At 60.6% G+C, this 26,209-nt stretch carries 18 protein-coding genes; 5 read left to right on the top strand and 13 right to left on the bottom strand.

Translation table 11 applies throughout. The annotated features are described in order from the left end of the window. A partial coding sequence (locus ABEA58_RS01200; RefSeq protein ID WP_345548059.1) for a transposase occupies positions 1–98 on the bottom strand: 98 nt, incomplete at its 3' end. A gap of 63 nt (positions 99–161) precedes the next feature. On the opposite strand from ABEA58_RS01200, the gene ABEA58_RS01195 reads away from it, so the two are divergent. Further along, a complete protein-coding gene (locus ABEA58_RS01195; RefSeq protein ID WP_345548038.1) occupies positions 162–611 on the top strand; it encodes a hypothetical protein in 450 nt (149 codons plus the stop codon). A 222-nt stretch (positions 612–833) separates the two neighbouring features. On the opposite strand, the gene ABEA58_RS14380 is transcribed toward ABEA58_RS01195, so the two are convergent. After that, entirely contained in the window at positions 834–1,148 is a 315-nt protein-coding gene (locus tag ABEA58_RS14380; RefSeq protein WP_425563502.1) for an ATP-dependent helicase C-terminal domain-containing protein, read from the bottom strand. Between the two features lie 435 nt (positions 1,149–1,583). Between ABEA58_RS14380 and ABEA58_RS01190 the strand changes: the two genes are divergently transcribed. Beyond that, positions 1,584–2,549, top strand: a complete 966-nt coding sequence (locus ABEA58_RS01190) for a hypothetical protein (protein ID WP_345548036.1) — start codon at positions 1,584–1,586, stop codon at positions 2,547–2,549. A 169-nt stretch (positions 2,550–2,718) separates the two neighbouring features. Here the strand turns inward: ABEA58_RS01190 and hrpB are convergent, their stop codons facing one another. From hrpB to murI, 7 genes are all read right to left on the bottom strand, one after another. Then, positions 2,719–5,286, bottom strand: a complete 2,568-nt coding sequence (hrpB, locus tag ABEA58_RS01185; RefSeq protein ID WP_345548035.1) for an ATP-dependent helicase HrpB — start codon at positions 5,284–5,286, stop codon at positions 2,719–2,721. Between the two features lie 525 nt (positions 5,287–5,811). After that, complete coding sequence (gene trxC / locus ABEA58_RS01180) at positions 5,812–6,264, bottom strand: thioredoxin TrxC (protein WP_345548033.1); 453 nt, start codon at positions 6,262–6,264, stop codon at positions 5,812–5,814. Positions 6,265–6,380: 116 nt separating this feature from the next. Beyond that, positions 6,381–7,019, bottom strand: coding sequence for a thiopurine S-methyltransferase (gene tmpT / locus ABEA58_RS01175; RefSeq protein ID WP_345548031.1), 639 nt, complete (start codon positions 7,017–7,019; stop codon positions 6,381–6,383). Positions 7,020–7,308: 289 nt separating this feature from the next. Then, positions 7,309–8,382, bottom strand: coding sequence for a 3-deoxy-7-phosphoheptulonate synthase (locus tag ABEA58_RS01170; RefSeq protein WP_345548029.1), 1,074 nt, complete (start codon positions 8,380–8,382; stop codon positions 7,309–7,311). 288 nt (positions 8,383–8,670) lie between these two features. Continuing rightward, complete coding sequence (locus tag ABEA58_RS01165; protein ID WP_345548027.1) at positions 8,671–12,225, bottom strand: UvrD-helicase domain-containing protein; 3,555 nt, start codon at positions 12,223–12,225, stop codon at positions 8,671–8,673. After that, on the bottom strand, positions 12,222–15,020 hold the full coding sequence (locus tag ABEA58_RS01160) for a PD-(D/E)XK nuclease family protein (RefSeq protein ID WP_345548025.1): 2,799 nt from the start codon (positions 15,018–15,020) through the stop codon (positions 12,222–12,224). Before ABEA58_RS01160 ends, ABEA58_RS01165 begins: the two co-directional genes overlap by 4 nt. 169 nt (positions 15,021–15,189) lie before the next feature. Next, on the bottom strand, positions 15,190–16,062 hold the full coding sequence (gene murI, locus ABEA58_RS01155; RefSeq protein ID WP_345548023.1) for a glutamate racemase: 873 nt from the start codon (positions 16,060–16,062) through the stop codon (positions 15,190–15,192). A 101-nt stretch (positions 16,063–16,163) separates the two neighbouring features. Here murI and ABEA58_RS01150 point away from each other — a divergent pair, with 101 nt between their 5' ends. The 3 genes from ABEA58_RS01150 to ABEA58_RS01140 are packed head-to-tail and all read left to right on the top strand — an operon-like array spanning position 16,164 to position 18,965. Continuing rightward, positions 16,164–17,552 (top strand): DNA recombination protein RmuC, encoded by a 1,389-nt coding sequence (locus ABEA58_RS01150; protein ID WP_345548021.1) that lies wholly within the window; start codon positions 16,164–16,166, stop codon positions 17,550–17,552. A 5-nt stretch (positions 17,553–17,557) separates the two neighbouring features. Further along, the gene (locus tag ABEA58_RS01145; RefSeq protein WP_345548019.1) at positions 17,558–18,478 is read left to right on the top strand and encodes an AEC family transporter; all 921 of its coding nucleotides are present in this window, start codon (positions 17,558–17,560) and stop codon (positions 18,476–18,478) included. 22 nt (positions 18,479–18,500) lie between these two features. Further along, positions 18,501–18,965, top strand: a complete 465-nt coding sequence (locus tag ABEA58_RS01140) for a DUF2489 domain-containing protein (protein WP_345548017.1) — start codon at positions 18,501–18,503, stop codon at positions 18,963–18,965. 85 nt (positions 18,966–19,050) lie between these two features. Here the strand turns inward: ABEA58_RS01140 and trmA are convergent, their stop codons facing one another. The 4 genes from trmA to ABEA58_RS01120 form a co-directional block, all read right to left on the bottom strand. Continuing rightward, positions 19,051–20,139: a tRNA (uridine(54)-C5)-methyltransferase TrmA gene (trmA, locus tag ABEA58_RS01135; RefSeq protein ID WP_345548015.1), complete on the bottom strand. Its 1,089-nt coding sequence runs from the start codon at positions 20,137–20,139 to the stop codon at positions 19,051–19,053. 476 nt (positions 20,140–20,615) lie between these two features. After that, entirely contained in the window at positions 20,616–21,839 is a 1,224-nt protein-coding gene (moeA, locus tag ABEA58_RS01130; RefSeq protein ID WP_345548013.1) for a molybdopterin molybdotransferase MoeA, read from the bottom strand. A 749-nt stretch (positions 21,840–22,588) separates the two neighbouring features. Beyond that, complete coding sequence (locus ABEA58_RS01125; RefSeq protein ID WP_345548011.1) at positions 22,589–22,888, bottom strand: hypothetical protein; 300 nt, start codon at positions 22,886–22,888, stop codon at positions 22,589–22,591. A 540-nt stretch (positions 22,889–23,428) separates the two neighbouring features. Then, positions 23,429–26,200 (bottom strand): nitrate/nitrite transporter, encoded by a 2,772-nt coding sequence (locus tag ABEA58_RS01120; protein ID WP_345548009.1) that lies wholly within the window; start codon positions 26,198–26,200, stop codon positions 23,429–23,431. Positions 26,201–26,209 lie beyond the last annotated feature (9 nt).

Below are 26,209 nucleotides of genomic sequence, written 5' to 3'. Positions count from 1 at the left end.
AGTTCCAGTGCCACCTGCCGGCAGCTCACGCCTGGGTGGCGAGTCTGTTCCACGGCCTCATGCTTGAACTCGGGACTGTACTTTCTACGCTTACTCATAAACACTCCTTTGGCATAGTGTGCCTCTTTTTAGAAGTGTCCGCAGTAACGGGGTAGAACCCCTTGGGTAAACTGTCACCTTTTTCGTGCTGCGCAACAAAAAGCCGCTATTTAACCCAAGCCGCAACTACAGGCGTTAAAACTCTTATGAAAAAGTGCTGCAATAGATTTCTAATTCCTAATATTAAGTACAAGGCTAGTATCATTGATTCCATCGGCCTTACGATACTGCTCAGCTTCTTTTTAGGTATTGCTTTCCTTGTTGCTTGGCTTGGGGCTGCATCTCTAGTTTCATCAGTAGAGGATGGTTCTATTTCAGAGAGGGGGGTTTTACGTCGCCGTACTATTCCGGGCGGCGTAATCGTCTTAGTTTTCCTGTACTACCTTCTCCCCAAGTTTATAAATGCTTGTAGTTATCTGATTAGCTACAAGCTCAAAATTAGTTCGATATGTAAGTCCTGTGGAGAACAGCATGAACTTGCAAGTTACTCAAAATCAGATGATCCGTTTTAACAAGGCCAGTCATAATCGCCAGCAAGATGGCTGTGCCTCCGCTGCATTGCTTGGTTTGTGCTTTAACGCTAGGCTGGCACATCCCAAGCAACACAGCTCCGGCCTGTGCTGGGGGCGTTATGTTGAAGACTTACCCACGTTTAGTAGACACTCTGTATAGTTAGGTTTCGGCCCACCAAGTTGTTAACGTGACTGCATAAGCTCATTGGAGATGCTGCTGGCCTAAGCACTTGCCGGGTCATCCCGCCAGTAGTGTTTCTGGTATTTGATACGCAGTTCTTTGCATGCCTGCTGATAGCTATTGGCCCAGCATCTCTCCTGATTACGGATGACCTGTACCGCCCCGCGGGCGGGTGAGAGCCGGTGAATCATCAAGGGAAACTCGCGGTTCAGAATGGTGGGCGTCCTCGCCTCCCAGAGCATCTCCTGGCGGTGAAGCGGCAGCGCTGGGATGTCGGCAGCGTAGTCGATGCCCGTCCGGGAGCCGCTGTTCACGCTCAAATATGCGGGTAGCGTTTGGTCCAGTTTCTGCTGCAGTCGCTGTGCAGCATGGCCTGAGGATGCTCTTCATATCCAGCTACTCGAGCGGTTCCAGTTTGCCATATCGGTAAGGTGGGGCGGCAGCCACTCTTCTAATCTTTCCATCAGGTATTCATCCTGCCAACCCGGCAGGGCACCGTCATTGGCAGCTGAGGATATTCCCTGACTACCCGGTACCGGAACTGTATCCGCCGGCTCAGGGCATTCGTCTCTTTTTCTTCATGGCAGAATTTGCAGAGCTTTCCGGCAGAAGTTGCAGCCCTATCTGGTGGATGACACGGTGCAGGCCTTGATGGCATTCAAGTGCTATCGCAGCTTCTTACTCGAAACAGTAATTTTGAGATGTGCAGACGCTGTAATTTAACAATTCGGTTCGGTTACAATCCCCGGTCACGGATAAGTCAATCATCGGTAAGGGTTTCTACAGAAGCAATGAATTTTATCCAACGCTACTCCCGTGACGGTGGTTTCGCCATACGGGGGATCCTCGTTGCGGTGATCGCACTAAACATCCTGTTTGGTGGCTACGCGTTTATTTTGAACGAGTGGGAACGCTACCCCTTGTATTTGCTTACCCATCCTGCGTGGGCGATGTGCTTATTCTTATTTCTTTACCCAAGAATCAATGTAATGCCCATCATTACGGGATTGATGCTGTTGTCGCTGCCACAGGTGTCGGTGGTTTGCTATCAAGTCGTTGACTGGTTGATCGATTTTATTGTCCCCCATGACTCCGGCTACAGATTTAACCACTTAAGTGACCTGGTGCTCTCCAATGCCTATGCGCCTCTATGGGAGCAATTGGACTACTGGTCGATTGGCAGGCACTATGCTGGTGCGCCGGATTACGGGATGTTTATCTCCTTCCTCAATATTGCCATGCTTTTTGGTTGGTTATTTTTCTATGGGCTTTTGCCGCAGGAGGCCATAGAGTCACTGGCCGCTGATCGTGATATTGAATTCTCTTACGGCTTGCACTATATGGTGATCCGGTTGTTGACGATGGGTGGTTTTTTCTACATCGCCTTTCCGCTGTTTGAATTCACAACTGACCTGCCGCTTGGGGTTCAACAGCTGACCCTTTGGACACTGCTTTTGATCCCGTTGTATGGGACCAGCCTGTCAACGTTTAACTGGGCCAATACCGCCAAGGATAAAGTGGCTAAAGGTGCGATTCTCTTTGGCGCTCTGGTTTTGGGGGGCATCACTCTCTACTACACCGCCCTGCATACCCGTGAGTTAGCCCAGGCTCTTGTCGCGCTGACGCAAGGAGATTGGCTTCAGGCTCGGCCGTTGCTGTATCTGGGGAGTTTGCTGTTCGTGGCCTATATGCTGTTTGGATTGATGTATACCCCAAAGGGGGAAGGCCCTGTCATTGCGGATCAAAGGGCGGCGTGAAGCTGGGGCCAATACCCTGGGGAGAATAATCAACGGTTATGTGTGATCTTTTTGCGGCTTCACGGACACCAGAATCAAACGGGCAAGGTGTCCGTTAAGACGGAAGAAGATCATCAGTAGGCACCCTGTGCAGATAGGTTTCCAGATAGGGTTTCGACCTGCGGAGCCACTAACGGGATTCCATGCGTTTTTTGGTGGTACTGGTAGCCTGGGCGCTGGTCGGGTCATCCGGCCAGTAGTGTTTCTGATATTTGATGCGCAGTTCTTTGCGTACTTGCTGATAGGTATTGGCCCAGAAGCTCTGCAGGTCGCGGGTGACCTGTACTGGTCTGCGGGCCGGTGAGAGCAGGTGAATCATCAAGGGGAACTGGCCGTTGAGAATGCTGGGTGTCTGCGCCTGCCCAAACATCTCCTGCAGGCGCACTGGCAGCACCGGGATGTCCGCAGAGTAGTCAATGGCCACACGGGAACCGCTCGGTACTGTCAGATGGGCAGGTGCCAGTTGGTCCAGCTTCTGCTGCAGCGGCCAGTCCAGCATGGCCTGCAGGATACTCTCCATATCCAGCTGCCTGAGCTGTTCCAGCTTGCTTAGGCCGGTGAGGTGGGGGAGTAGCCACGCTTCCAATGTTTCCAGCAGGGTTTCATCCTGCCAGTCGGGCAGGGGGCAGTCATTGAGTAGCTGCGGATATTCCCCCGCTACCTGATACAGGAACTGTATTCGCTGGCGCAGTGCACTCGCTTCTTTACGCCATGGCAGAATTTGCAGACCTTTCTGACGGATGGCATCGAGCAAGGCGCGGCTCAGTAATTCCGGCGCTATGTTCTGGGCGGGCACCTCGCTCAGTACCAGCTTGCCGAGATGGGTGCGCGTGCTGGCGATGGCCCGCCCGCTGGCATCATCCCAGCGAACCTGAGTTTCCTCGCGGATGTGATCGGCAAAAGCCCGCCTTATGGCCTGCTCGGAGATGCGTGCCGCCAGTTGGATTCTGGCATCGCGCCCCTGGCCATCCAGTTCGGCAATGACCAGATAATTCTCCACCGCCAGGTCGTCATCGTGGCTGAATCGGGCGCCGCGGCCTCCCGCTAGCACGAAGCGGTGTTCCCGGTCGCGCCGGCTGCGGGCAATACGGTCTGGGTAGGCCAGCCCCAGCAGCACCCCGGTGTTGTCCAGAGTATCAAAACCAGGTTCTGTCAGCGCATTGCCAGTGACAATCCGCCCCAGCTGGCGCTGCCAGGTTGCGGCCTGCTGGCGGATGCGCTGCAGTGCACCGCGATCAGTACCTGTCGCTCCAGCCCGGCCACACAGAACATCCATACGGCGCTGAATGTCTCGATTCCAGCGGGCTTCACCACGAAATGGGTCACGCTCGGAAAGCAGCGCTGCCAGAAGGCAGGCGTCCTCACTCAAACCCCACCTGAGACTGTGAATCATCATATGGGCCAGCCGGGGATGGGTGCCAAGCGACAGCATGGCGCTGCCGTGATCGGTGATGCGTCCATCCGGGGTAATCGCATTCAGTTGCAACAGCAGCTCCTGTGCCTGGGCGACGGCACCCGGCGGTGGCAGATCCAGCCAGCGCAGTTCATTGACATCACGCACACCCCACTGCGCCAGTTCCAGTACCAGGGGCGCCAGATCACTGAGGAGGATTTCCGGCGTGTTTTTAGCGGCCAGCGTATCTTGCTGGGACTCGCTCCACAGCCGCACGCTGACCCCCTCACTCAGTCGCCCGGCGCGGCCGCTGCGCTGGGTGGCGGAAGCGCGGGAAATGCGCGTTGTTACCAGCCGGTTCATGCCGCTGCTCGGATCGAAGCGGGATTCCCGCATCAGGCCTGTGTCCACGACGATACGGATACCTTCGATGGTCAGGCTGGTCTCGGCCACATTGGTGGCCAGCACCACCTTGCGTTTGCCACTGGGGGCGGGGGCAATTGCGGCGTCCTGTTGCTCCCTCTTCAGGTCGCCGTAGAGGGGGGCGAGAACAATCTCGTCGTCATCAATGTGGTCATTGCCCAGCTTTTCCCGCAGCAGTGTTTCCACCTGCCTGATTTCACCGACCCCGGGCAGGAAGGCCAGCAGGCTGCCTTGTTCTTTCTGCAGCCACTGGACAATCTGCCGGGCGGTGAGGGCGGGCATCTGTCGATCATCCTGCGGTAACTGCTGTGGCGGCAGATAGTGGATATGCACCGGATAACTTCGGCCTTCGCTGGTCACTACCGGCGCGTTGCCAAGCAGCGCGGCCACGGCGTCGGTTTCCAGCGTTGCGGACATCACCAGCAGCTTGAGATCTTCGCGCAGGTACTCCTGCGACTGCAGGCAGAGCGCCAGTGACAGGTCGCCCTGCAGGTTGCGCTCGTGGAATTCGTCAAAGATCACCAGCGCGGTATCCGCCAGTTCCGGGTCCGACTGCAGCAGGCGGGTGAGGATACCTTCGGTGACGACCAGAATACGGGTGGTCTTACCCGATTTGCGCTCGGCGCGAATCTGGTAACCGACGGTCTCTCCAATCGGCTCTCCCAGTATGGCGGCCATGCGTGCGGCTGCACTGCGGGCGGCGAGCCGGCGCGGCTCCAGCATGATGATTTTCTTGCCGGCGAGCCAGTCGCAATCCACCAGCGCCAGCGGCACTGCGGTGGTTTTGCCGGCGCCCGGTGGCGCCTGCAGGACCACATTGCGGTCGCGGTTCAGTGCTTCTCGCAGCTCGGGCAGGATAGGGGTAATGGGTAACTCTGACATGGCGGGGATTATAGCGGCTTCGCTTTTGCGTGAGGATGCGTGTTGCGATGACGAACACAGGTGAGCTGGAATCGCAGGTGTGGCTGCGACCACATAGGCGGCTACTACGGCTACTAGCGGCTACTAACTAAATGTACCGATCATATGGCCGCCATTTGTGAGCGCGGGGGTGGCGGGGTAGGCGGCTCCGGAATGGGAACTGAGGCGATACGGTGAAGAGGTGAAGAGATGAGGGGGCGGAGGGCTGTGGAGGGAAGAGGGCAGAGGCGAGGGGCTTTCACCCCGCAACCGGGGTCAATACAGCCCATTACCGCAGTGATTAATTTCGGCTGAGGTACAGGATAGGGAGAGGCCAGGATAGGGAGAGACGCAGCATGGGGATAACTGCAGCGGTCTCAGGGGAGTGGCCCCTCGGCTTTTTGTCTTGCGCTGGCGCTCGTGCGGCACCCTGGGGTCTGTGTCGGGCCTGTCTCCTGCCTGTCCAGAGCCCTCAGCCCAGCGAAAACTGTCTGCCTGCGGGAATCCTCAGCTGAGGGTGGCCAATTGCTGGCTGAGCCATTGCTGGAACTGCTGTTTCGGCAGGGCGCCGGAGAGCCGCGTCACTTCCCGCCCCCGGTGGAACAGCATCAGTGTCGGAATCGAGCGAATCTGGTAACTGGCCGCAGCCTGCTGGTTGGCCTCGGTGTCCAGTTTCACAAATACCGCCCGGGGAGAAACCTCTCTGGCGACCTGCGCGAAAACCGGGGCAAACTGCTGGCAAGGGCCGCACCAGGGCGCCCAGAAATCCACAATAACCGGCAGGTCGGACTTTTGTATAAAGCGCATGAAATTCTGGTCGGTCGCACTGACAGGCTGCCCGTTCAGCAGGGGATTGCGGCATTTGCCGCAAACCGGGCCATCAGCGAGGCGGTGGCCGGGTACCCGGTTGATGGCGCTACACACTGGGCAGACCACCTGCAGTGGGGCTGTGTCGGTCATTGGCGGTTCTCTCTGATCGCGCTTGTTGCTACATAGAGGCAAGATAGAGGCTAGATGGTTGCGGCGGGCAGGTTTTTCAATTCCCCACTGAAAGAAAGCGTGAGCGGCAGATAGGTTTAGTCGCTACACAGCAGCCACACGTGTTGCGCCGCCGGTACCAGGCCTTTGAGACCGCCCGGCAGGGCTCTGCCTTCCAGCCTGCGCAGCTGATAGTCGCCTTGATAGTGGCGCTCGACTTCCTCGTCGGTTACGGAAAAGGGCGGCCCGGACATCAGCATCTGGGGGTAAACAAAGGTCACCAGCAATTGTGTGGCATGGCCGGTAATTGCCGTCAGATGCCTGCAGTAGCGCGCCCGTGTTGGCGCCGGCAGTGCCACCAGGGCGGCGCGGTCAAAAATGGCATCCACCGGCCCCAGCGCTTCGGCAGTCAGGTCGAAGATGTCCCCGCAGAAGATGTCGAGATTCTCCGCGCTGTAGCGTTTCTGCTGGCCCAGCTCCGTCACTTCCGGGGTGACGCCAAGTTCATCAAAGAGCTGCGCCACCGCCATTTCGCTGAGTTCTGCGCCCGCCACCCGGTAACCCTTCGACAGCAGCCAGCCAATATCGAGGGTCTTGCCGCACAGGGGTAAAAAGAAACGGCTGTGCGGGCGCAGGTTCAACAATTCGATATTGCGGATCAGCACCGGATTGGCCTTCGGCTCGTGAAAACCGATGGCATTGTTGCGCCAGATCTGTCGCCAGAATTCCGCTTCCATCTGTCCCGGGCCCTCTTCGGTTGGCGACTCTATTCGGTTGGAGACTCTATTTTGGCCGGAGTTTTCTTTTTTGGCTAAATTTCTGCTCTGGCCGAATCGCTGCGCGCCAGCGGTGGTGGAGCTGCGCCCGTGAGGTCTGCCGCTGCGGCTTGATGATGGACGTGGGCGTGGGCGTTGGAGTGGACGTGGGTTGTAGGCGTGGGTTGCAGCTGCGACCTGCGGGCGGGATCTTGCGGCGAGGGAAGGGGAACACAGAGGCCGGCTGGCCGGCCTCTGTGGTGGGCGGAATTCAGGATTCCCGGGCTGCCAGCACGTCGCGCAACTGCTCCGCCATGCCGAGCAGCAGTTTCTCGGTGGTGTCCCAGTCGATGCACTTGTCGGTTACCGACACGCCGTATGCCATCTGGCTGTGGTCGTCGAGAATCTTCTGGTTGCCGGCGCTCAGATTGCTCTCCACCATGATGCCGATGATGGACTGGTTGCCGTCCAGAATCTGGTGGGTGACGTTGTCGACCACAAGCGGCTGCAACTCATGATTCTTGTTGGAGTTGGCGTGGCTGCAGTCGATCATGATGTTCGGGTGCAGACCGGCCTGGCGCAGCTCCTGTTCGCACATGGCGACGCTGACGGAATCGTAGTTGGGCTTGTCGTTGCCGCCGCGCAATACCACATGGCCATAAGGGTTGCCGGCGGTGTGGATAATGGCAACCTGGCCTTCCTTGTTGATGCCGAGGAAGCGGTGCGGGTTGGCGGTGGACTGCAGGGCGTTGATGGCGACTTCCAGGCTGCCGTCGGTGCCGTTCTTGAAGCCCACGGCGGAGGAGAGGCCGCTGGCCATCTCGCGGTGGGTCTGCGACTCGGTGGTGCGCGCGCCAATGGCGGACCAGGAGATCAGGTCCTGCAGGTACTGGGGGGAGATCGGGTCCAGCGCCTCGGTGGCGGTGGGCAGGCCCAGCTCGGCGATATCCAGCAGCAGCTTGCGACCGATATGCAGACCGTCCTGAATCTTGAAAGAGTCGTTCAGGAAGGGGTCATTGATCAGGCCTTTCCATCCCACGGTGGTGCGCGGCTTTTCAAAATAAACGCGCATGACAATCAGCAGGGTATCGGATACCTGATCGGCGATCTTTTTCAGGCGGCGGGCATAGTCCATGGCCGCGTCCACGTCGTGCACGGAACAGGGGCCGATAACCACCATCAGGCGGTGATCCTTGCGATCCAGCACATCGCGCACCGCGGCGCGACCGGCGGCAACGGTGGCCTCTGCAGCCTCGCTGACCGGAAGCTCGGCCTTGAGTTGCTCTGGGCTGATCAGTACTTCTTGGGAGACGACATTCAAGTCGTCGAACTGCTGCTTGGTCATTTCTCTACGTCTTTCAGTTGTGCCTCAATGACGGTAAGTCAATGAATGGGAGGCGTTATCCTACTGGCCCCGGCAGATTGCGGCGAGCGTTTCATTTGAAACCATAATGCCGCTTGCGGCGAGCGGCGGTCAACCGCAAACCGGCTCCATCGATCGCGGGGATTTTAGGAGCCGCATTGCCAGCGGTTGCCTTTTCAGTCCCTTGGCGATGCCGGTGAACCGAATCCGTTCTTCTGTGGTTCTGCTCTGGTTGTGCTCTGGTTCAGCCTGAGCTGTGTCAGATTCCAGTCACAGCTCCACAAACTCCTGCACCAGCGGAAAGTAGAGGGCGCAGCGAATCTTTTTTTCCCCGCGCTCGAAAAACAGCCGGCGATAATTCTCCAGCTGCCCCCGGTAGTGTTCGACCTGCTCGGCAATAAACGCTTCACGACTCTGTCCGTCGGCGGGCTCCGCAGTTTTATAGTCGACGATCCAGCGCACGTTATTCTCGTCGATAAAGGTGCGGTCGATAATGAAGCGACGCAGCTGGCGGCCGCCGCTATGCAGTTCCAGTTCGCAGGCGGACTCCCGGTGACGGTTGTCGAGAAGCCATCGCCCATGTGGGCAATGGAGCGCATTGTGCACCGCCTGCTGAACTTGTTGCGTGGCCGATGCCAGTGCGCTGCCGGACAGGCCCAGCTGCCGCAGTCGCGCCTGCCAGAGTGGGACTTGCGCGGCGATGCGGTTGTTGTCCCACGGTTCAATTCCCCTGTCGGCGTCGCTTCCGGCAGCATTCACAGGGCTGCTCTCTGTGTGACTTTCAGCACCTCTCTCAGCACCACCCTGGGCAATGGTGGCCAGCGTTTCGTGGGCCACGGTACCGGCGTGGCGGAACCAGCGCTGGGCCACTTTGCCCAGCTCCGGCAGGTTCGGCTCCCCGGTGTCTTTTTGATCCTGCGCCTGGTAATCCGGCATACGGTAGGGAGCCAGCCGCTGCACTTCGGGCAGCTGTTGCGGCTGCCATTGATTGTCCAGGTGCAAAAAGTAATCCCTGCTTGCCTGGCTCGCCGCTGTGGTTGTCTCGATGGAGTCGTTTTCGTTTTCCAGCCAGTGGCACCAGTCGTGCTCTTCATGGATGGCAGGCCAGATGCCCGCCAGCAGTGAGGCGCTGCCGGGGCTCTTGAGACCGGGCTTTTTCTCCTCCCGTTCCAGGCACGCCAGCAGGTGCAGGGAGTGAATGGCGCGGGTGCAGCCCACATAGAGCAGCCGCGTGCCTTCGAGGCGCTCGCGCTCGTTGTTGTCGAACTTGAGGAAGTCAAACAGCGGGTCGCGGTCACCGCGGGCACTCTTGGGGGCGAGCAGGAAGCGGGTTTCGCCGCGGCTGTTGAGCCAGTCGGCCCAGCGCAGCAGCTGGTCGCCGCCGGGCTTGCCGCCCTGATCGAGGCCGGGGATCAGGACATGCTCGAACTCCAGCCCCTTGGATTTGTGAATGGTCATCACCTGCACCCGCGCCTCCTGTCCGGGGCGCGCAAACAGCTGCTCCAGCGCCAGTTGGAAAGCCGTCCAGTCGCTGATTTGGCCGCCCTGATCGTAGCGTTCGAGCAAACGCAGGTAATCGGTGACGTTGTCCAGCTCTTCTCTGGCCACACAGGCCGGCCCACCGAGGGCGAGCCACAGGCCCTCAATCCAGATCCGCAGCGGTTTGCGCCCGCGCCCATGCCAGGCATCCAGCAGCAGGGGCGCGATGCGATTGAGGCGCTCGCGACCATCTTCACTGAGGCCGGAAACCTGCTCGCGGTTTGCCAAGCTATGCAGCAGAGGGCGCACGGCGGCGTCACCGGCGTGCAGTTCGGCATTATCCCAGTTGGCCAGACAGTGCAGGTCGGCCCAGCAAAGTCCGCACCAGGGGGCGCGCAATACCGCCAGCCAGCTGAGGCGGTCGCTGGGGTCGAGCAATGCGCGGGTCAGGCTGAGCAGATCGATGATGGCCATCTTGCTTGCCAGCGGCGCCAGTTCCGGGGCCTGGTAGGCGAGGCCGGCGGCATCCAGAGCGGGCAGAATCTGTGCCAGGTGGCGTTTCTTGCGCACCAGAATGGCGATGCGCGCCTGCGGCTCCGCAGCACTCAGTTCCCGCACCAGGCGGGCGGCCTGCTCGGCTTCCCGGTGCCGCTCGGGATCGTCGATACAGCCGTAAAACTGCACCGCCGGGCCGCCCTGCGGTTTGCCTTCGCGAAAGGCGACCGACTCGAGATAGCGCACCGCGCCGCGACCGATATTGTCGCGGGCGGGAAAGGCCTGTTTGAAGGTGTGGTTGACCCAGTCAACCACCGCGCGATCCGAGCGGAAATTCACCTGCAGGTCCAGCGGCGTGAGGCGCACCTCGCCGATGCCGCGGGCGCGGGCATCGAGAAAAATGCCCACGTTGGCGTTGCGGAATCCGTAACAGGATTGCATGCCGTCGCCGACGATAAACAGGGTGCGGCCGTCACCGGGCTGCCAGCCGGCGGTGAGTTTTTCCAGTAACTGCAGCTGCAGCTGCGAGGTGTCCTGAAATTCGTCGACGAGAATATGCTGGATTTGAATATCCAGCTTCAGCGCCAGATCGGTGGGCGCGTCGCTGCTGCCGAGGGCGATCAGGGCGGCCTGGGCCACCTCGGTGTAATCGGTCGCCCCCAGTTGCTGGAACACCAGCTTCAGCTGTGCCACAAGCCTTGGCAGCACCTCGGCCATTGCCTGCAGCAGTTGCCACTGGCCTTCCTGCAGGGCTGAGGGCAGCTGGCGGACTTCCGTGATCGCGGTCAGCAGTTCGTCTTCTCCTGCCAGCTCTGCCAGAAGTGCTTTCATGCGCGCCTTGTATTCCTGGGCGCGGTCGTAGTCCGGGTCTTTCTTGGCCGGGGAGATAAACCCGAGCCGCTTGTTGAGGCCGCCGGCTTTGCGCAGGTCACCGGTACTGGTCACCAGCAGTTCCGTCAGGGCCAGCCAGTCCGGCAGGCCGGGGGAGGCGGTTGCCGGCAGTCCGCTGCGTTCCGCCCAGCGGCACAAGGGGTGGGCGGGGTTTTCGCGCTGCAGGTTTTGGCCGGCATAGGCGGCCAGTTCGCAGAGTTCTCCGGCGTAGCTGCCCAGGGCAGTTTGCAGCGCCTGCAGGTTCTCCGCCACCAGCTCATCGATGACCTGGTGGAAGTAGTCGCGGGATTCCTCGTGGCCGACTCCGAGCAGCTGCGCCAGCCATTGCTCGCGCTTTTCCAACAGCGTCTGCAGCAGCTTGTTGAGCTGGCCGAGGTCGTTGTCCAGATGCAGCAGCAGGCGGGCGAGGGCGGAGTCCGGCTGCTCCGCGTCCAGCCCCTCCAGCAGTTTGCTGACTGAGAGCTCGAAGGCGATGCTGGATTGCTCCAGTGGCTCGCCCGGAGCGCCGAGGCCGCTGTCGATGGGCAGCTGGCTGGCGAGGCTGCGGCACAAACCGTCGATAGTCTGGAAGCGCAGGCGCTGCGGCGCCTGCAGCAGTTGCCAGTTGTGGCGCTGATCCTGTTCCAGCAGTGCGCGCGCCAGGTCCCAGGTCACGGCATCGTGGGGGTTGTCGGGGCGCGGTTCGTCCCGCGCCTGCAAGAGTGCGTGCAGCAGGCGCTCGCGCATTTCCCCGGCGGCTTTGCGGGTAAAAGTGATGGCCAGCACTTCCTCCGGTTGCTGGCAGTGGGCGAGCAGTTTCAGTACGCGCTGGGTCAGCAGGCCGGTTTTGCCGGAGCCCGCCGGCGCCGAGACGGCGAAGCTGCGGCTGATATCCAGCGCTGTGGCGCGGGCCGCCGCGTCAACGGGGGAGGCGGTTTGTTTGATGCCGGCGTTTTCGATCACGGGTTCCTCAGTTGTCATTGGCCCGATTGCTCCTTCTCCGGCCAGCGGTTCAGGGGCCAGAGCTCCCGGTTATTGTCGGCGGGGCGGTCGAACTGCAGGCGGGCGTCACCGCTGCGATACTCCTCCGCCAACTGGCTAAGGCTGTGCTGCCAGTGTTCTGAGAGTTGCTGCCAGGTGGCAAAGGGACCGTCTTTCTGCAGGTCCGCCACCGCCTTGACGCCGTCGATCGGCTGCTCCAGATCGCCGGCGCCTTTCCACTTGCAATCCCCCCAGCGCACCTGGGCGAAAGCGGTGCCGCGCGCCTCGGCCTGGGTCAGGGCGTAGAGCGGTAGCTGTGGCTCCCGCACCCGTTCCTGCAGCCAGTCACTGACGCTGGCCTGGCCGGTTTTGTAATCGATCACGAGTTGCGAGCCATCGGCGAGGCGGTCGAGGCGGTCGAGTCGCAGCTGCATCTGCAGGCCGCCGATGCTGGCTTCCTGTGCCCACTCCACTTTTTCCACGGTGAAGGCGGGGCGCGAAAGCTCCAGTTCGAGCCACTGCTCCAGCAGCCTCTGCAGGCGCTGCTGCTCCAGCAGCCAGAAGCCCCGGGGCAGGTGGCTGTGGTAACGGCGCATGGATTCGATTGCCCCGGCACAGGCGCGACTGATTTCTGCGCTGCGCGCTTCGCTGGCGAGTGCGGCGAGGGCGGCGGAATTGCCGCAGTGTTGCCAGAACAGCGCCAGTGCCTCGTGCACCAGTTTGCCGCGCTCGGCGGGGTTCAGGCCGAGAGTTGGTTCGCTGTAGCGGGTGGCGCCGAGCCGGTAATGCAGCTGTGCATTGAGGGGGCTCAGTGCCTGGGCCTTGAGCACCCCCGAGCCGCCGCGCACCGGCTGGCACTCCTGTGGCTGCAGGGGCGGGAAGCACGGGTCGTCCTGACGCTTGAGCTTTCCCTGCCGCAATAAAGTTTCCCGGTGGGCCTCTAACGGGCCGGTGCCGGTGTCGGTGTCGGGATCGCTGTCGGGATCGCTGTCGGGATCGCTGTCGAATGTGGCCGCCGTGGTTTCAGGTTCAAACGCAGAAGCAAGCGCAGAATCAAACAGGCTGCTCAGGGTCTGTTCCACCCCGTCCGCTTCGCGGGCGAAGCTCACCACCACATCGCCGCTGGCATCCAGCAGGTCGCGGGTCAGCTGTCGCGCCAGTTCCAGTTCGCGCTCGGCGCTGGCGCGGGGCATTTGCCAGTGTTTTTGCCACTGTACCGGCAGCAGGGGGTTCGGAGCCGGTGCCGGCGGCCACTGCTGCTGGCCAAAGCCCACCAGGCGCAGGTGATCGAAGGACAGGCCGGCGGCCTCCAGTACGCCGAGTATCTGCAGCGGCCCGTCGCGGGTCTCCGCCTGGAAGGGCGTGCGGCTGGCAATACGGCGCAAGTGCTGCAGGGCCTGCGGCAGGGTGAGGTTGCCGGCATAGGGGGTCAGCGCGGCGAAATCCTCCAGCGCCTGCTCCCACAGCTTCAGCTGCTGGTACTCCTGACTGTCCGGGTTGCGGTTGCCGGGCCAGTGCAGGCTTGCCAGCGTCTGTGAGAACCTCTGCGCCCAGACTTCCGCAGGAGCCTTGCGCCAGCGCCGGGCGCGATCGCCCAGCAGTTCCAGCTGGCGGGGTAATTGCGGTGCCTCGCTGCCGATTCTGCTGGCGACTTTTTCCGCAGTGCTGCGCAATACATCGCCGCGTATGGTGCGCAGCTCCTTTTTTTCCAGCGTGCGGAACAGGGCGCTGCGCAGCCACAGTTCGTCCTGCACCTGGCCGGTTTCCGCCCCCGTGGACTGTGCCTGCCCCCAGAAGGGGCTGAACAGCAGGTTGCGCAGCTGGGGGTAATCCCATTCATCCTTGAGCAGTTCCAGCAATTGAAGGGCGCCCGCGCCGACCGGTGTCTGCGCCAGCGGGGTGCCGGCGGAAAAGTTGAAGGGCAGGGTGTAGCGGGCGCGGCGAGGATCGAGGGCCTGGGGCTCCAGCACTCGGGTGAACACGCTTTCCACTTCGGCGCGGCACTGGCCGAGATTGTTCACGACGATGCCGATGCTGGTGTGGGGGTCCTGTTCGAGCAGGCGTGACGCCCACCGCGCCGCCTGGTACAGCTCGCTCTCTAGATCGGCACAGGGGGCGCAGGCGATGCTGGCCCTGCGCTGAACCTGCCCGTGCTCCACAACCTTTGCCGCGGCCAGCTCGATAATATGGCGGGCCAGCGGGGGCATCTGGGCAAATCCCGCCAGATGGATTTCGCCGAGCGTTCCGCTGGCGCCGGAGCGAAATGCCTCGGCAATGAGCAGATCGCGCTGATCCGGGGTGATGGCATCTTGCGCCTTGAGTTCCGCGGCAAAGGCCCGGATCAGGTCGAACAGGGGGTAATCCTGCCGCGCCAGGCCGAACTGCTCCAGCGGCGCGGCGATGGCAGTGTCGAGCGCATCCAGGTCGTCCAGCAGTCGCCATTGAAACAGCTGTGTCAGTGCCCCATCGGCGTCGCGGCAGAGCTGCTGGCTGTTCAGCAGTTGCCGTTCCAGGGTCTGGTCGAGGGCGCGCTGCCACAGCAGCTGGCGCTGTTCCGCATTCAGCACCGGTTTCCAGGCCCGCTCCCAGCCGGTTTGCTGCAGTTGCTGCCAAACCAGATCCAGCCAGCCGCGCAGGGATTCCACTTCAGGCGGTGTCCAGTTGCCACGCTGGCCCTGCTCGTAGGCGTAGACCTGCTGACAGCGGTTGCGCAGGCGGTTGTTGGGGGTCAGCAGCAGGCTGTTTTGCGGCAGCTGCGCAAGAATCTCGAGAGCGGCGAATGCCGGTTGCAACATACTGTTTTCCCCTGGGGAGTGCGCTGTTTTTCTTGGTGTTGTTCTTGGCGTTGTTCTTGGTGTTGCTCTTGGCGTTGTTCTTGTAGGCCTGCCGATCAATCGCAGTCGATCGATCGCTATCGGCCGGTCGCTATCGGCCGGTCGCTATCGGCCGGTCGCAGAGGCCGCGTTAATCCGGGTCTGCGAGTGTATTCACACCCGGCGGGCAAGTGAGCAGGGTGCCCCCGCTGAGCGGGAACTCCGCAAAGGCCGCGCAGACCGTGCTCAGGCCATCTGCGGCGGTGCACAGCAACTGCCCGGTGGCTGCGGTTTGCGGCTGCACCAGTTGCAGTTCCTCGAGCCACCACTGTACGCGCCGGGCGATGGCGGCACCGGAGTCGAGCCACTGAATTGGTCGCGGCGCGAAGCGGGCCAGCTCATCCCGCAGCAGCGGGAAGTGGGTGCAGGCGAGCACGGCGGTGTCCACCCGTTCGCCGCCGGGTACAGCGAAGATGCGCGTGAGGACCGCTGCCAGCTGTTCCCCGGTGATCGTTTCACCGCGCAGCTTGGCTTCGGCGAGGGTCACCAGTTCCGGCGCGGGCACATTGATCACCTGGGTGCCGTTGGCAAACTGGCTGATCAGTTCGCGGGTATAGTGGCGGTTCACCGTGCCCTCGGTGGCGATCAGGGCGATAGTGCCGCTGTGGCTGGCGGCGGCGGCGGGCTTGACGGCAGGCACCACGCCGACGACTGGCTCTCGCAGACGTTCGCGCAGGGCGGGCAGGGCGAGGGTGCTTGCGGTATTGCAGCCCACCACAAGGATGTCGGCCCCGCAGGCCGCCAGCATGGCGGTGGCGCATTCCACGATGCGCGGGCGCAGGGCCTGTTCGGTTTTGTCGCCGTAGGGAAAAAAGCCGTTGTCGATGCCAAAGTGCAGGGTGAGGCCGGGCAGCCGCTGGCGGATCTCCCGGGCGATGCTGATGGCTCCGACACCAGAGTCGAAGATCAGTGCACTTGGGGACGGATTCCCGCCCTTGCTAGAATGCGCGCTCGTCAAAGCCACTACAAAACCACTACCCGCAGTTGTCCTGCGGAAAGGATACCAAAATCCCGCACACTTGAGGTTGCCGAATAGGCCCTCGGGGATTCCTACAGAGATAATTTATGGCCTATTTTCCGCTGCAGATCACTTTTGAAATCGCACTCGCCGGCGCGCTGGTACTTGTGGGGCTGCTGGTGGCGACCGCCGCACTGGCCCGCGGCCGGCTGGCGCGCGGGCTGCAGGAGTGTCGGGCCGAGCTGGGCGCGAATCAGGCGCGGCTGGAGAGCAGCCGCGAGCGGGAGGCGGCACTCTCGGCGGAGTTGGAGCGGCTGCGGGTGGAGCTGGCGCACAAGGCGCAGAAGCTGACCCGCAGTGAAGTGCTGGTCGAAAAGAATGAGGCCGCGCTGGCGGAGCAGCGCCAGCTCTTGGAGCAGACCCGCAAGAGCATGACCGAGCAATTCGAAAACCTCGCCAACCGCATCTTCGAGGAGAAACAGCAGGCCTTCGCCCGGCGCAGTGAGGACAACCTGCGCAAAACCCTCGACCCGCTGGAGCGTCAGCTGGGGGATTTCCGCAAGCGCGTGGAGCATGTCTACGACCGCGAAAACGCCGAGCGCAACAGCCTGCTGGGGCAGATCAAGGCACTGCGTGAGCAGACCCACCGCATCAGTGAAGAGGCATTGAATCTCACCTCGGCGCTGAAAGGGGATCGCAAAGTGCAGGGCAACTGGGGCGAGGTGGTGCTCGAACGCCTGCTGGAGGAATCCGGGCTGCAGCGCGGGCGCGAATACGATACCCAGGTCAGCTTCAGCAGCGATGGCCGCCGCCGACAGCCGGACGTGATTGTGCGCCTGCCGGAGAACAAGGACCTGATTGTCGATTCCAAGGTGTCGCTGGTGGATTACGAGCGCTACTGCTCGGCGCAAACCGATGAGGAGCGCGAGCTGGCCCTCAAGCAGCATGTGAACTCCCTGCGCGCGCATATCGCCGGCCTGAATAAAAAGGCCTACGAGCAGCTGGAGGGGGTGCGCACCCTGGATTTCGTGTTCATCTTCGTACCCATCGAGGCCGCCTATATGCTCGCCATGCAGGCGGACCCGGCACTGTTCCGGGATGCCTATGACAAGCACATTGTGCTGGTGAGCCCCACAACCCTGATGGCGACCCTGCGCACGGTGGAGAATATCTGGCGCTACGAAAAGCAGAACAAGAATGCGGAGAAGATCGCCGCCGAGGCGGGCAAGCTGCACGATCAGTTCGCCATGGTGCTGGAGTCTCTCGATGAGCTCGGCAACCGGCTGCGTCAGGCGGAAGAGGCCTACGACCAGACCTGCAAGCGCCTCGCCACCGGCCGCGGCAATGCGGTCAAACGCATCGACAGCCTGCGCAAGCTCGGCGCCAAGACGCGCCGGCAACTGGATGCGGACCTGCGGGAAAGGGCCAGTGAAAACCACAAGGCCGCGCTGCCGGAACCTGAAGCCGAGGCGGATACCGCCGTGGAGAGTGAATAAGCCCCATGGAGACTTTCGCTTTTGCGCTGTCGGTTACCGGCCCGATTTTTCTGACCCTGCTGATCGGCTACGTCCTCGCCCGGGTGGGCCTGCTCAGTGATTCCTTTGTCGATGATGCCTCGCGGCTGGTGTTTCTGATCACCCTGCCGGTGCTGCTCTTTATCAAGATATTCACCGCGCAGTCGTCACTGCTGGGCGAGTGGCCGCTGCTGCTGGCGGCGGCACTGGGTACCCTCGTCACCATACCGCTGGCCTGGCTGCTGGCGCGGCCGCTGAATTACGGGGACCGCAGCACGTTTATTCAGGGTGCCTTTCGCGGCAACCTCGGCATTATCGGTCTCGCCTGGGCGGCCAAGGCCTATGGCAGCAGTGGTCTCGCTCAGGGGGCGCTGCTGATGGCGGTGGTCACCATCATTTACAACCTGACCTCGGTGGTACTGTTTGCGGTGTACAGCCAGAGTCAGCGTTTCAGCTGGCGCAGGCTGCTGCGGGATATTGTCCAGAACCCATTGATTGTGGCCATCGTGCTGGCGCTGCTGGCAAAACAGCTGGGCCTGGTGGTGCCGGGTATTCTGCTGCAGACCGGCGATTATCTCGCCTCGATCACCCTGCCGCTGGCGCTGCTGTGTATCGGCGCCAGCCTGGACTTCAGCCTGCTGCGGCGCAGCTCCGCGGCGGCCTTTGCCGCGTCCGGGTTCAAGCTGATGCTGGTGCCGGTGGTGCTGGTCGGGTTCGGCTGGCTGCTGAATCTGCCCGCTCAATCCATGGGCGTTCTGTTTCTGATGGCCGCCGCGCCCACCGCCACGGTTTCGTTTATCATGGCGCGCGCCATGGGTGGCAACAGCCAGCTGGCCGCCAATATTGTGGCGCTCTCCACGCTGCTGTCTAGTGTCACCGCCAGTATTGGTCTGGCACTGCTGAAATAGGTTGTTTAGGTAGGTTTTTTCTATGTCCCAATTCCCCGTATGGCTGCTGGTTGTGGCGGCGCTGGTGATCTTTATTCTCGCCGCCATTGCGGGATTTTATCTGCGCAAATTACAGCTGCAGCAGCGCAGGCAGGCGCGCCAGCTACAGGAACTGGAAACCGCGGCGGCAGAGCAACGGCAGCGGGTCAACAACAGTATTCAGATTATTGCGCGCACGCTGCTGGATGAGGGACTGGGGCTCACGGAAGCCGCCATCCGTTTGCGGGTGCTTCTGGATGCCCTGCAGGTGGAGGACAGTGTGCGCGAGGAATTCGTGGTGTTTTACACCGTGGCGGACAAGGCCAGCCATATTCCGATCCTGAAAGAGTGGAAGGCCCTGTCTCGCAAGGAGCAGTTCAAGTTCGAAAAGGAAATGGCCAGCCTGGAGGTGGAATACCGGGACTTTGCCCTGGATGCGGCGCAAAGGCTGCTCGGCCGCCGTTTCTGATTCCGCACCGCTAGATCTCGCTCCAGCCCGGGGCCCTGCAAACTGAGTTTTCAGGGCGCCGTTTTCAGGGCACCGCTACTCCCCGTTATTTTCTCACCAGCAGCAGCCCCGACTCCGTGTGGTCCGTGTAGGGGAACTGGTCAAATAACGCAAAGCGCTCAATGCGGTGCGTCTTGGTGAGTTCTGCCAGGTTTTCCAGCTGCGTGTGCGGGTTGCAGGAAATATAGAGAATGCGCGAAAACCGGGCCACCATGGCGCAGGTGTCCGGGTCGAGGCCGGCCCGCGGCGGGTCCACCAGCACGGTGGAAAAGTCGTAACTGTCCAGATCGATATCCCCCAGGCGCCGGAAGGGTCGCACCTTGTCAATCGCCTGGGTGAATTCCTCGCTGGACAGGCGCACGATATCCAGGTTTTTCACCCCGTTCGCGCGGATGTTGTCCTGTGCCGAAGCCACGGACACCTTGGAGATCTCCGTCGCCAGCACCTTGCGGAATTGCCCCGCCAGGGGAATGGTGAAATTGCCATTGCCACAGTAGAGCTCCAGCAGGTCGCCCTCGTCGTCCGCGCACGCATCCATGGCCCAGCCGATCATGGCCCGGCAGATTTCTCCGTTCGGCTGGGTGAAACTGCCTTCCACCTGTTTGTACTGATAAGTCCGGCCGTGAATGTCGAGCTGCTCGGTGACATAGTCGCGCTCAAGCACGACTTTCTGCTTGCGCGAGCGGCCGAGGATGGGGAAACCGAGCTTTTCCTGCAGGGCCTGCGCCTCCGCCCGCCACTGCTCGTCGAGCTTCTTGTGGTAGATCAGGGTAATCAGCGCGTCCCCGCTCAGGGTGGTGAGAAACTCAGCCGAAAACAGGCGCTTTTTTAACACTTCACTGGCATTGACCGCTTCGAGCACCTTGGGCATCAGCTGGTTGATGAGTTCTGAGCCTACGGTGAATTCGTCGATCACAAAGGGCTTTTTATGCTCGCCCTCGCGGTACATGGCGTAGTGCGCGCGCCCCTGCTCGTGCCACACCTTGAACTCCGCCCGCAGCCGGTAGTGACTGGGCGGGGAGGGGAAGATTTCAGGCTCCAGATCGGTATAGGGACGATAGGCCTCCTGCAGGCGCTGCGCTTTTTCCGCAAGCTGCTGGCGATAGTCGTCGGTGTTTACGCGGTGTAGAGCCATATCAATGCGTCCAGTCTCGTTAACGGGCGGGCGCGGATTATAGCCGTCCCGGCCGTTTCCGTATAACGCCGTCATGCGCACTGTCAGCTTAGGAGCTCAGGGGGCGTCACTGCCGGTTGGGCAATTCGAAAGTCTAGTGCGCGGGCTGGGTGTGGGCGAATTCAACCCTCAGGCAGCCCATGCCTGACCTCCGATGTGGACCCTGACTCTAGTAGGGAAGCGCTAGCGAGGTGATAACAGGGGGCGTGTCATAGGGAGGGTGTGATAGGGAGGGTGTGATAGGGGTGGTGATAGGGGTGGTGATAGGGGGCGGGTGGGATAGGGCGATGTGATAAGGCGTCTGGCAGATGGCGCCGATCAGGGACAAGGCCGTAACCCGAAATCAACCGGCACACAGCGTCATCCCCCATGGTTGAGGGATTTCAGCATCCACAGCCACAGCTGATGAGCGGCTGAGCAGCAAAGCAGTAGAGCGTTTAGCGCAGCGGCTCAATCGTCACCAGATCACCGGGCTGTGCTGGCCCGCTGTCCTGCGGGAGGACGATAAAACAGTTGGCGGCGGCGAGACCTGAGAGAATGTGGCTGCCCTGTAATCCCACTGGATCCACCACCAGTCCGTTGGCAGCATCATTTTGAAAGATGCCACGCTGGAAATCCGTGCGCCCCGGTTTTTTCTTTAGCGGCTGCTGTAGCTTTGCCTGAAGGGTGGGAGGGGCTGTCCAGGTTTTGCCCTGAATGTGGGTCAACGCGGGTACCACCAGCTGGTAAAACGTCACCAGTGCGGATACCGGGTTGCCGGGCAGGCCAAAAAACGGCGTATTGCCCAGGCGCCCGAAGGCAAAGGGTTTGCCGGGCTTCATGGCAACTTTCCAGAAACTGATTTCACCCTGTTCCTCGAGGACTTCGCGGGTGTAATCCGCTTCCCCCACCGATACTCCGCCAGAGCTGATGATTGCGTCCGCCTCGCGGGCCGCCCGTTGCAGGGCTTCGGCAATGGCCGCTCGTGAGTCCGGCAGAGTGCCAAGGTCGAGAACTTCAAGATGCATTTCTGACAGTGCCGCCCTCAGCGCAGGGCGGTTGCTGTCGTAGATATCCCCGGCCCGCAAAGGTGTGCCGGGCTGGCGCAGTTCGTCGCCGGTTGAAAACAGGGCCACTTTGGGCCGTCTTTTAACGGTCACGGTGTGGACACCGGCAGCGGCCATCAGCGCGATGTGGGCGACCGTGATTCGGGTGCCGGGCGCCAGCAGTGCATCGCCATCGCGAATGTCCTCGCCGCGCTGGCGGATATGGTCGCCGACAGAGACCCGGCCGGATACGCGGATGAATCCGCCTTCCGCTTCGGCCTGTTCCTGCATCACCACCGTGTCGGCCCCGTCGGGCAGTACCGCCCCGGTCATGATGCGCACGCAGGTACCCGGATTGACGCTACCGGTAAACGGCGTGCCAGCGAATGCGCGGCCGATGACCTCCAGCGGCTTGCCGCTTTGCAGGTCGGCGAAACGTATCGCGTAGCCATCCATTGCGGAGTTGTCGCAGGGCGGCAGGTCGAGGGTGGAGGTGACAGGCTTTGCGACGATGCGTCCCGCCGCCATGGCTGTGTCCACACATTCCTCGTCAGACACTGGCTGCAGTGCATTGAGCAGTTTTTCGCGGGCTGTGGCGACCGGCAGGAGGCCGGGTTGACTGCAGCAATCGGACATTGGATGTACCTTTTTGAAGAAATTAAGCGCTTGCCGCTGAGCACTCAGGCGGAGGCTAAGCCCCGGGGAAGACATGGCCCCATGAGAAGACTTAGACCCATGAGAAGACCTAGACCCATGAGCAGACGCTGAGTTTTTGTCGGTACTTCACCTTATCTTCGTCGCATACCCCTGTGCGACATACATCAACGCAGCTTACAGCTGCGTAACTTACATCTACCTACATACATCGGTTCGACTTGTATCTGTGCGACCTGTGTCAGTGCGACCTGTGTCAGTGCGACCTGTGTCAGTGCGACCTGTGTCTGTGCGACTTGCGTTTGCCATTTGCGTGGCCTGATCAGGGCTGGCAGAAAGGCTGGCAGAAAATCAGCGCCATAACATGCCTGATTGCGCCAGTGCCCAAGGGAGACAACTGGCCCGGCGAAAAGCCAGGTAGGCGCCCCGGGGACAGGCGAACAAGTGCCGTGGAGAGAGTTTAGGTCAGCCCCTGAATTCTGGCGAACTTGCCGTGGTGGTGAATCACAATCGCTGGATTGACATTTCCGTTTCCATTTCCATTTACAGTTAACTCAGCGGGTTTTGGCTGGGCCGGCACAGGAACGGTGTCGGCTCGAAATTCTCAACGCCGGCATTGTCATGATTAAAGATAGGCTATTCACACTGGCGACAATTTCCGTGTCTGTCAGGCCGGCCGGGTGAATTTTTACCGCCTGTTATTCTGTCTTGCCCGGCTATGCGATGGCCGCTCAGATCAGCCCGTTGGCGGCAATGGCGCGGTGAATTTTCTGACACAGGCGGCCGAATTTATTCACCTCCCCAAGTGTCGGTACCTCGCCATTATCCAGCCTCTGCTCCCACTCCACGATCTCGCCGTCCAGATACTCCAGCAGTTTCTTTGAACAGCTGCCGCAGGGCCCCGCACACAGTTCTGCCGCAGGCATGCTGAATGGCAGGGTTTCACGGGCCTGGGCGATAATCTGGCGGATCGCGGTTCTGGTATCCGGTTTTTTATCGCCCTGGGCCGTAGGTCTTGAATCTGGCTTCATTAGCGAGTCCAGTGCGGTATCGAGCCTGGGGTGGTGGCTGGAGTGCGATGGTATCTGTCAAGGGAGCGCATCCCGCCGCCGCTGCAGGGGCGGGCGTTGGTACACGTGTGAAGCTGCCTGCGAATACCATCGTCAGCGTGTCATTCACAATTTTAGTGTCGGCTAATGAGTCGGGTAGGGTGCTGGGAGGAATCGGGTGGGATTTGGCTGATGAGTCAGCAGGTAGGAAATGGCACCCGTTAATTTGCGAGAGGTCTCTAAACCAGATCAGCCAGCAAGGCTAGTGTCAGTATGGCTAGCCACTAGGGGAACAGATGGACATGCAGCCGATACGGGTAATCATTGGTTGAGGTTAAGCGGAACCTTCCAGAGGCCGCCGCCGGTTGCTGTGGTGGTACAGCAACCGGCGGGGCTTGGCGGTCTGTTTGACTGTCGCCCTGTTTAATTGTCGGGCTATTTGATGTGAGGGCGGATCACTTCCAGTCAGTTCACTGGCTTCCGCGTGATCGCGCCCACTTTAAAAGCCGCACCCTACTGGATTTACGACTTCGTATTACCGCGCTCCACATCGTAGAGCAATCCGTTTCGTCCAGAATAGTAGTGCCAGGTGAGTACCAAGCAAATCACATAAAAGATCAGGAATCCCCACAGTGCCGCAAGGGGAGAACCGGTCAGTTCAATGGAGGTGCCGTAGCCCTTGGGAATAAAGAAGGCGCCGTAGGCTGCGATGGCACTGGTGAACGCAATAATGGCTGCGCTCTCCCGATCCACCTGGCGCTGGCGGTCGTCGCCTTTTAACCCGGGCATTAAGCGCGGCACTTCCTTGGACATGATGACCGGAATCATCTGGAAGGTGGAGGCATTGCCAACACCGGTGAGGAAGAACAGCGCAAGAAAGCAGGAGAAGAAGCCCCAGAAAGCGCCAGCAGCGTCACTGTTGGACAGGAAGTAAATGACTCCTAATACAGCAATGATCATGCCGATAAAGGTCCAGAAGGTCACTCTGGCACCGCCGTATTTGTCAGACATCCAGCCTGTGGCTGCGCGACTCAAGGCACCCACTAAAGGCCCGAGGAAAACCAGCTGCAGCGCGTTGACTTCCGGAAACTGCAGGCGGGTCAGCAGCGGGAAGCCGGCCGAGTAACCAATAAAGCTGCCGAAAGTGCCTGTGTACAGAATGCACATCAGCCAGTTTTGTTTGCGTTTGAAAATGACGGCCTGTTCGGCGAAGCTCGATTTCGCGTTTGCAATATCATGCATGCCAAACCAGGCTGCGGCGGCCGCGGCAATGATGAACGGCACCCAGATAAAGCCGGCGTTTTGCATCCACAGGAGCGTGCCATCGCTGGTCTCTTGTGGCGCACCACCGACCGCGCCAAAGATTCCGGCGGTAATAGCCAGCGGCACCAGGAACTGCATGGCTGAGACGCCGAGATTCCCGAGGCCGGCATTGAGGGCCAGCGCATTGCCTTTTTCCTTTTTGGGGAAAAAGAACGCAATATTGGCCATCGAGGAGGCGAAGTTACCGCCGCCCAGACCACATAGCAGTGCCAGCACCAGGAAAATAAGGAAGGGGGTATTGGGGTTCTGCACCGCATAGCCCATACCGATTGCCGGCACCAGTAGTGAGGCGGTCGACAGGGCCGTCCACATACGCCCACCAAAGATGGGCACCATGAAGCTGTAGAATATGCGCAAAGTGGCCCCGGACAGCCCCGGCAGCGCCGCCAGCCAGAACAGCTCCGCCGGGGTGAAATCGAAGCCGATGGCGGGCAGGCGCGCGACCACGATCGACCACACCATCCACACGGCAAACGACAGCAGCAGTGCGGGGATGGATATCCACAGGTTCTGTTTGGCGATGGCCCGGCCATGGCTCTCCCAGTAGGCTTCATCCTCCGGACGCCAGTCTTCCAGAACCCGATGTTTGGCTGCGGCCTCTTTTGTCTGTGGTGCCTGTTTCTTCGGCTGCTGTCCCTGTGCTGCGGCTTTTATATTTGCTGGGGCTGCTGTTGCGGCTGTTTCCGTTGCTGTTGCCTCAGCTGTTTGCGGATGCTCCTTTTGATGTTCCTTTTCCGCTTGAATCGACAGATGCATCCACACCAGTGAAAACACCACGATGATAAACAGCAGTACAAAGCAACTGGTGTAAATACCGGTAAGATCCAGCAGCACACCGAAAACAATCGGCAGGATAAAGCCGCCGAGGCCGCCGATCATGCCCACAAGCCCGCCCACAGCACCGATATGGTTGGGGTAATACACGGGAATGTGTTTGTAGATCGCCGCCTTGCCCAGGCTCATAAAGAAACCCAGCGTGAATAGCAGCACGACAAAGGGCCACAGGCTGACTTCGGTGCTGAAATTCAGTGTCCCGGTTTTTGTGGTAATCACGTATTCAGTGGGCGGGTAGGACAGCATGAACAGCAGCACCAGCGAAAAGCCGAATGTCCAGTACATGACCGCGCGCGCCCCGTAGCGGTCTGAAAGATGGCCGCCATAGGCGCGAAACAGCGAGGCTGACAACGAAAAGGCCGCAGCCGCCATGCCCGCCGTGCGCACATCCACGCCATAGACTTCGATCAGGTAGTGCGGTGCCCACAAGGCGAGGGCGACAAACCCACCAAACACAAAAAAGTAATACAGCGAGAAACGCCATACGCGAAGGTCATCGAGCGTCTCGAATTGTTGCTTGAAGGAGGGCATCGGCCTGCCGGATTCCTTCTGGGCCACCCACTGTGGATCATCCTTGGCGAATATGTAGAAGACGATGGCCATCACCACCAGTGCGGCTGCCCATACATAGGCCACCATATGCCAGCCAAAAGCCACCAGGATAAACGGTGCAATAAACTTGGTTACCGCAGCGCCGACGTTACCTGCGCCGAAAATTCCCAGCGCGGTGCCCTGTTTCTCCGGTTCAAACCACCGTGCGACATAGGTGACTCCAATAATGAACGAGCCTCCGGCAAGGCCAATGCCCAGTGCCGCCAACAGGTACATGGGATAGGTTGATGCGTAGGTGATCAGCCAGGTCGCCAGTGCGGTCAGCAGCATCTGTAGCGTAAAGACAAGCCGGCCGCCGTAGCGCTCAGTCCAGATACCGAGAACAATGCGGACCACGGAGCCCGTGAGGACAGGGGTAGCCACCAGCAGTCCAAACTCGAACTCACTGAGCCCGAGTTCTTTTTTGATGGCGATGCCGATGATCGAGAAAATCGTCCACACCGCAAAACACGCGGTGAAGGCGATGGTACTCAGGCTGAGTGCCCGGACCTGATCGGAGTGAGAGGCAACAGGTGATGAGGACATAATGGGCTT

Source organism: Microbulbifer aestuariivivens (assembly GCF_039545115.1).
Taxonomy (GTDB): domain Bacteria; phylum Pseudomonadota; class Gammaproteobacteria; order Pseudomonadales; family Cellvibrionaceae; genus Microbulbifer; species Microbulbifer aestuariivivens.
The sequence above is the reverse complement of the archived record's forward strand: the minus strand, read 5'-3'. Positions and strand labels throughout refer to the sequence as shown.

Coding starts and splice junctions, on each gene's coding strand:
- ABEA58_RS01190 (WP_345548036.1), top strand. CDS start 1,584: ATGAATTTTATCCAACGCTACTCCCGTGACGGTGGTTTCGCCATACGG.
- hrpB (WP_345548035.1), bottom strand. CDS start 5,286: ATGTCAGAGTTACCCATTACCCCTATCCTGCCCGAGCTGCGAGAAGCA.
- trxC (WP_345548033.1), bottom strand. CDS start 6,264: ATGACCGACACAGCCCCACTGCAGGTGGTCTGCCCAGTGTGTAGCGCC.
- tmpT (WP_345548031.1), bottom strand. CDS start 7,019: ATGGAAGCGGAATTCTGGCGACAGATCTGGCGCAACAATGCCATCGGT.
- ABEA58_RS01170 (WP_345548029.1), bottom strand. CDS start 8,382: ATGACCAAGCAGCAGTTCGACGACTTGAATGTCGTCTCCCAAGAAGTA.
- ABEA58_RS01165 (WP_345548027.1), bottom strand. CDS start 12,225: ATGACAACTGAGGAACCCGTGATCGAAAACGCCGGCATCAAACAAACC.
- ABEA58_RS01160 (WP_345548025.1), bottom strand. CDS start 15,020: ATGTTGCAACCGGCATTCGCCGCTCTCGAGATTCTTGCGCAGCTGCCG.
- ABEA58_RS01150 (WP_345548021.1), top strand. CDS start 16,164: ATGGCCTATTTTCCGCTGCAGATCACTTTTGAAATCGCACTCGCCGGC.
- ABEA58_RS01145 (WP_345548019.1), top strand. CDS start 17,558: ATGGAGACTTTCGCTTTTGCGCTGTCGGTTACCGGCCCGATTTTTCTG.
- ABEA58_RS01140 (WP_345548017.1), top strand. CDS start 18,501: ATGTCCCAATTCCCCGTATGGCTGCTGGTTGTGGCGGCGCTGGTGATC.
- trmA (WP_345548015.1), bottom strand. CDS start 20,139: ATGGCTCTACACCGCGTAAACACCGACGACTATCGCCAGCAGCTTGCG.
- moeA (WP_345548013.1), bottom strand. CDS start 21,839: ATGTCCGATTGCTGCAGTCAACCCGGCCTCCTGCCGGTCGCCACAGCC.
- ABEA58_RS01125 (WP_345548011.1), bottom strand. CDS start 22,888: ATGAAGCCAGATTCAAGACCTACGGCCCAGGGCGATAAAAAACCGGAT.
- ABEA58_RS01120 (WP_345548009.1), bottom strand. CDS start 26,200: ATGTCCTCATCACCTGTTGCCTCTCACTCCGATCAGGTCCGGGCACTC.